Source organism: Campylobacter sp. CNRCH_2015_1657 (assembly GCF_025772685.1).
Lineage (GTDB): Bacteria > Campylobacterota > Campylobacteria > Campylobacterales > Campylobacteraceae > Campylobacter_D > Campylobacter_D lari_D.
Window position 1 is genome coordinate 1 of sequence record NZ_JAKMSO010000019.1, and the last position, 5,909, is coordinate 5,909.

Annotated in this window: 2 tRNA genes and 3 rRNA genes; all 5 read left to right on the forward strand. The window is 42.7% G+C overall.

Annotated elements, in window-relative coordinates:
- Nucleotides 1–289 precede the first annotated feature (289 nt).
- The 5 genes from L8X27_RS07895 to rrf all read left to right on the forward strand — a co-directional run bounded on the left by L8X27_RS07895 (nucleotide 290) and on the right by rrf (nucleotide 5,834).
- Nucleotides 290–1,802 (forward strand): 16S ribosomal RNA (locus tag L8X27_RS07895).
- Nucleotides 1,803–1,897: 95 nt separating this feature from the next.
- Nucleotides 1,898–1,973: transfer RNA gene (locus tag L8X27_RS07900), tRNA-Ala, on the forward strand.
- An 8-nt stretch (nucleotides 1,974–1,981) separates the two neighbouring features.
- A tRNA-Ile gene (locus L8X27_RS07905) sits at nucleotides 1,982–2,058 on the forward strand.
- A 456-nt stretch (nucleotides 2,059–2,514) separates the two neighbouring features.
- Nucleotides 2,515–5,422: ribosomal RNA gene (locus L8X27_RS07910) — 23S ribosomal RNA — on the forward strand.
- 295 nt (nucleotides 5,423–5,717) lie between these two features.
- A 5S ribosomal RNA gene (gene rrf / locus L8X27_RS07915) occupies nucleotides 5,718–5,834 on the forward strand.
- The 16S, 23S and 5S rRNA genes sit together here with 2 tRNA genes alongside, the layout of an rRNA operon.
- The last annotated feature ends 75 nt before the right edge of the window (nucleotides 5,835–5,909 follow it).

A 5,909-nucleotide genomic window follows, 5' to 3' on the forward strand; every position in this document is an offset into this window, starting at 1 on the left:
TCCCAAATTTAATAAAACTTTAAGCTTTTACTGCTATAATTTCATTTCCTTTTCAAATAAAAGGGACTTAAAAAACTTAAGATTTTTATCTTAATTTTTAATATTTGTTCTTTAAATTATTAATATTGTTAATCAAATCTTATAGTCAATCTTTGAAATCTAAATAAGTGATCGATTGAGCCAGAGATTTACCTTAATAATGTAAATCTATCAATTAATAATTAAAGATTATTTTATTAATCTTTAAAATACTTTTTCTTTGAAGAAAAAGATTAAACTATCTATATTTTTTATGGAGAGTTTGATCCTGGCTCAGAGTGAACGCTGGCGGCGTGCCTAATACATGCAAGTCGAACGATGAAGCTTTTAGCTTGCTAGAAGTGGATTAGTGGCGCACGGGTGAGTAAGGTATAGTTAATCTGCCCTACACAAGAGGACAACAGTTGGAAACGACTGCTAATACTCTATACTCCTGCTTAACACAAGTTGAGTAGGGAAAGTTTTTCGGTGTAGGATGAGACTATATAGTATCAGCTAGTTGGTGAGGTAATGGCTCACCAAGGCTATGACGCTTAACTGGTCTGAGAGGATGATCAGTCACACTGGAACTGAGACACGGTCCAGACTCCTACGGGAGGCAGCAGTAGGGAATATTGCGCAATGGGGGAAACCCTGACGCAGCAACGCCGCGTGGAGGATGACACTTTTCGGAGCGTAAACTCCTTTTCTTAGGGAAGAATTCTGACGGTACCTAAGGAATAAGCACCGGCTAACTCCGTGCCAGCAGCCGCGGTAATACGGAGGGTGCAAGCGTTACTCGGAATCACTGGGCGTAAAGGGCGCGTAGGCGGATTATCAAGTCTCTTGTGAAATCCAACGGCTTAACCGTTGAACTGCTTGGGAAACTGGTAGTCTAGAGTGAGGGAGAGGCAGATGGAATTGGTGGTGTAGGGGTAAAATCCGTAGATATCACCAAGAATACCCATTGCGAAGGCGATCTGCTGGAACTTAACTGACGCTAAGGCGCGAAAGCGTGGGGAGCAAACAGGATTAGATACCCTGGTAGTCCACGCCCTAAACGATGTACACTAGTTGTTGGGGTGCTAGTCATCTCAGTAATGCAGCTAACGCATTAAGTGTACCGCCTGGGGAGTACGGTCGCAAGATTAAAACTCAAAGGAATAGACGGGGACCCGCACAAGCGGTGGAGCATGTGGTTTAATTCGAAGATACGCGAAGAACCTTACCTGGGCTTGATATCCTAAGAACCTCTTAGAGATAAGAGGGTGCTAGCTTGCTAGAACTTAGAGACAGGTGCTGCACGGCTGTCGTCAGCTCGTGTCGTGAGATGTTGGGTTAAGTCCCGCAACGAGCGCAACCCACGTATTTAGTTGCTAACGGTTCGGCCGAGCACTCTAAATAGACTGCCTTCGTAAGGAGGAGGAAGGTGTGGACGACGTCAAGTCATCATGGCCCTTATGCCCAGGGCGACACACGTGCTACAATGGCATATACAATGAGACGCAATACCGCGAGGTGGAGCAAATCTATAAAATATGTCCCAGTTCGGATTGTTCTCTGCAACTCGAGAGCATGAAGCCGGAATCGCTAGTAATCGTAGATCAGCCATGCTACGGTGAATACGTTCCCGGGTCTTGTACTCACCGCCCGTCACACCATGGGAGTTGATTTCACTCGAAGCCGGAATACTAAACTAGTTACCGTCCACAGTGGAATCAGCGACTGGGGTGAAGTCGTAACAAGGTAACCGTAGGAGAACCTGCGGTTGGATCACCTCCTTTCTAGAGTACAAACTGATAAGTCTCACAACTATCAGTTCATATATAGACTCAATCATCCTTGTTTAGATTTCAAAGATTGATGAAAAGCTAATTTTGGGGAATTAGCTCAGCTGGGAGAGCGCCTGCTTTGCACGCAGGAGGTCAGCGGTTCGATCCCGCTATTCTCCACCATTTATTAAGGGCCTATAGCTCAGCTGGTTAGAGTGCACCCCTGATAAGGGTGAGGTCACAAGTTCAAGTCTTGTTAGGCCCACCATAAAAAAGATTTGTTTATCAATCATATAATAAAGTTTTAAAACTTAAAGCAAGTATATAGCTAATAATAAAGCAATAAGTAAAGTAAAATACTTTATTACTTATGTTTTTAAATTATTTAAACTCTTTATATATACTTCCTTTAGGTTTTAAGACCTAAGCTAAATAAATAATAGAATATTTTATATATTAGATTAATTATTTAATGTTATTTGAATTATCATTGTTAAGAGTCACAAGCAAGTTTTAATAAAAACAATTTTACAGGACTTGTTAAAGGATAAAACCTAACTATCTTTTCTTTAGCTTTTAGTTAAAGACAAGTTTTAAACTCACAGCTTAGTTAGACTAATTTATTTAGTTTTATTAAGTGTTTAAATGCTTTCCGTCTTAAGATAGTAAAGTCTTATCATAAAAACTTTAACAAGGAAGTGATGCGTTTTAGAATGAATTTAAAAGGTAAGCTATTAAGAGCGAATGGTGGATGCCTTGGCTGGTAAAGGCGATGAAGGACGTACTAGACTGCGATAAGCTACGGGGAGCTGTCAAGAAGCTTTGATCCGTAGATTTCCGAATGGGGCAACCCAGTATATAGAGATATATACTACCATAATGGAGCGAACGTAGGGAATTGAAACATCTTAGTACCTACAGGAAAAGAAATCAATAGAGATTGCGTCAGTAGCGGCGAGCGAAAGCGCAAGAGGGCAAACCCAGTGCTTGCACTGGGGGTTGTAGGACTGCAATGTGCAATAGGTAAGGTTAGTAGAACACTCTGGAAAGTGTAGCCATAGAGGGTGATAGTCCCGTATACGAAAACCAAACCTTAGCTAGCAGTATCCTGAGTAGGGCGGGACACGAGGAATCCTGTCTGAAGCTGGGTCGACCACGATCCAACCCTAAATACTACTACCAGACCGATAGTGCACAAGTACCGTGAGGGAAAGGTGAAAAGAACTGAGGTGATCAGAGTGAAATAGAACCTGAAACCATTTGCTTACAATCATTCAGAGCACTATGTAGCAATACAGTGTGATGGACTGCCTTTTGCATAATGAGCCTGCGAGTTGTGGTGTCTGGCAAGGTTAAGCACACGCGAAGCCGTAGCGAAAGCGAGTCTGAATAGGGCGCTTAAGTCAGATGCTGCAGACCCGAAACGAAGTGATCTATCCATGAGCAAGTTGAAGCTAGTGTAAGAACTAGTGGAGGACTGAACCGATAGGCGTTGAAAAGCCCCCGGATGACTTGTGGATAGGGGTGAAAGGCCAATCAAACTTCGTGATAGCTGGTTCTCTCCGAAATATATTTAGGTATAGCGTTGTGTCGTAGTATAAGGGGGTAGAGCACTGAATGGGCTAGGGCATACACCAATGTACCAAACCCTATCAAACTCCGAATACCTTATATGTAATCACAGCAGTCAGGCGGCGAGTGATAAAATCCGTCGTCAAGAGGGAAACAACCCAGACTACCAGCTAAGGTCCCTAAATCTTACTTAAGTGGAAAACGATGTGAAGTTACTTAAACAACCAGGAGGTTGGCTTAGAAGCAGCCATCCTTTAAAGAAAGCGTAATAGCTCACTGGTCTAGTGATTTTGCGCGGAAAATATAACGGGGCTAAAGTAAGTACCGAAGCTGTAGACTTGATTTTATCAAGTGGTAGGAGAGCGTTCTATTTGCGCCGAAGGTATACCGGTAAGGAGTGCTGGAGCGAATAGAAGTGAGCATGCAGGCATGAGTAGCGATAATTAATGTGAGAATCATTAACGCCGTAAACCCAAGGTTTCCTACGCGATGCTCGTCATCGTAGGGTTAGTCGGGTCCTAAGTCGAGTCCGAAAGGGGTAGACGATGGCAAATTGGTTAATATTCCAATACCAACATTAGTGTGCGATGGAAGGACGCTTAGGGCTAAGCAAGCTAGCGGATGGAAGTGCTAGTCTAAGGTCGTAGGAGGTTATATAGGCAAATCCGTATAACAATACTCCGAGAACTGAAAGGCTCTTCAAAGTCTTCGGACAGCGAGGAGAATTGCTGATGCCGTCGAGCCAAGAAAAGTTTCTAAGTTTAGCTAATGTTGCCCGTACCGTAAACCGACACAGGTGGGTGGGATGAGTATTCTAAGGCGCGTGGAAGAACTCTCTTTAAGGAACTCTGCAAAATAGCACCGTATCTTCGGTATAAGGTGTGGTTCGCTTCGTATTAGGATTTACTCCGAAAGCGAAGAAACTTACAACAAAGAGTCCCTCCCGACTGTTTACCAAAAACACAGCACTCTGCTAACTCGTAAGAGGATGTATAGGGTGTGACGCCTGCCCGGTGCTCGAAGGTTAATTGATGGGGTTAGCATTAGCGAAGCTCTTGATCGAAGCCCGAGTAAACGGCGGCCGTAACTATAACGGTCCTAAGGTAGCGAAATTCCTTGTCGGTTAAATACCGACCTGCATGAATGGCGTAACGAGATGGGAGCTGTCTCAAAGAGGGATCCAGTGAAATTGTAGTGGAGGTGAAAATTCCTCCTACCCGCGGCAAGACGGAAAGACCCCGTGGACCTTTACTACAGCTTGACACTGCTATTTGGATAAGAATGTGCAGGATAGGTGGGAGGCTTTGAGTATATGACGCCAGTTGTATATGAGCCGTTGTTGAGATACCACTCTTTCTTATTTGGGTAGCTAACCAGCTTGAGTTATCCTCAAGTGGGACAATGTCTGGTGGGTAGTTTGACTGGGGCGGTCGCCTCCCAAATAATAACGGAGGCTTACAAAGGTTGGCTCAGAACGGTTGGAAATCGTTCGTAGAGTATAAAGGTATAAGCCAGCTTAACTGCAAGACATACAAGTCAAGCAGAGACGAAAGTCGGTCTTAGTGATCCGGTGGTTCTGTGTGGAAGGGCCATCGCTCAAAGGATAAAAGGTACCCCGGGGATAACAGGCTGATCTCCCCCAAGAGCTCACATCGACGGGGAGGTTTGGCACCTCGATGTCGGCTCATCGCATCCTGGGGCTGGAGCAGGTCCCAAGGGTATGGCTGTTCGCCATTTAAAGCGGTACGCGAGCTGGGTTCAGAACGTCGTGAGACAGTTCGGTCCCTATCTGCCGTGGGCGTAAGAAGATTGAAGAGATTTGACCCTAGTACGAGAGGACCGGGTTGAACAAACCACTGGTGTAGCTGTTGTTCTGCCAAGAGCATCGCAGCGTAGCTAAGTTTGGAACGGATAAACGCTGAAAGCATCTAAGCGTGAAGCCAACTCTAAGATGAATCTTCTCTAAGCTCTCTAGAAGACTACTAGTTTGATAGGCTGGGTGTGTAATGGATGAAAGTCCTTTAGCTGACCAGTACTAATAGAGCGTTTGGCTTATCTTATTTAAGCATCACTTCCTTGTTAAGGTTTTTAATAAAGCTTTGAGTGTTTTTATATGAAATATTTATATAAAAATTACATTCTTAAGTTTATAAAATCTTATAAGTAAAGTTTATATTAGAACTTGCTCTTAACATTGTTTTTTAAGTATTCTAAAATGAAACAATAAAGTATTTAGTTCAATAAAACATCTAAATATAAGAATAAGATGAAAGTTAAAATAAAAATGATTTTTATGTTTAAATCTTATTGATTGTTTTTATTATGCTATATTAAATAGAATATTTAAATAACAATGTCCGTGATTATACAGATGTGGAGACGCCTTGCTCCATCCCGAACCAAGAAGCTAAGCACATCGTGGGTGATGATACTACGCCTTACTGGCAGGGGGAAAGTAGCTCATTGCGGACTTGTTAATTCTTATTATTCTTACTTTATATACAATCCTATAGTTATTTTTATTGTTAATTATTTTAGTTATTTTAG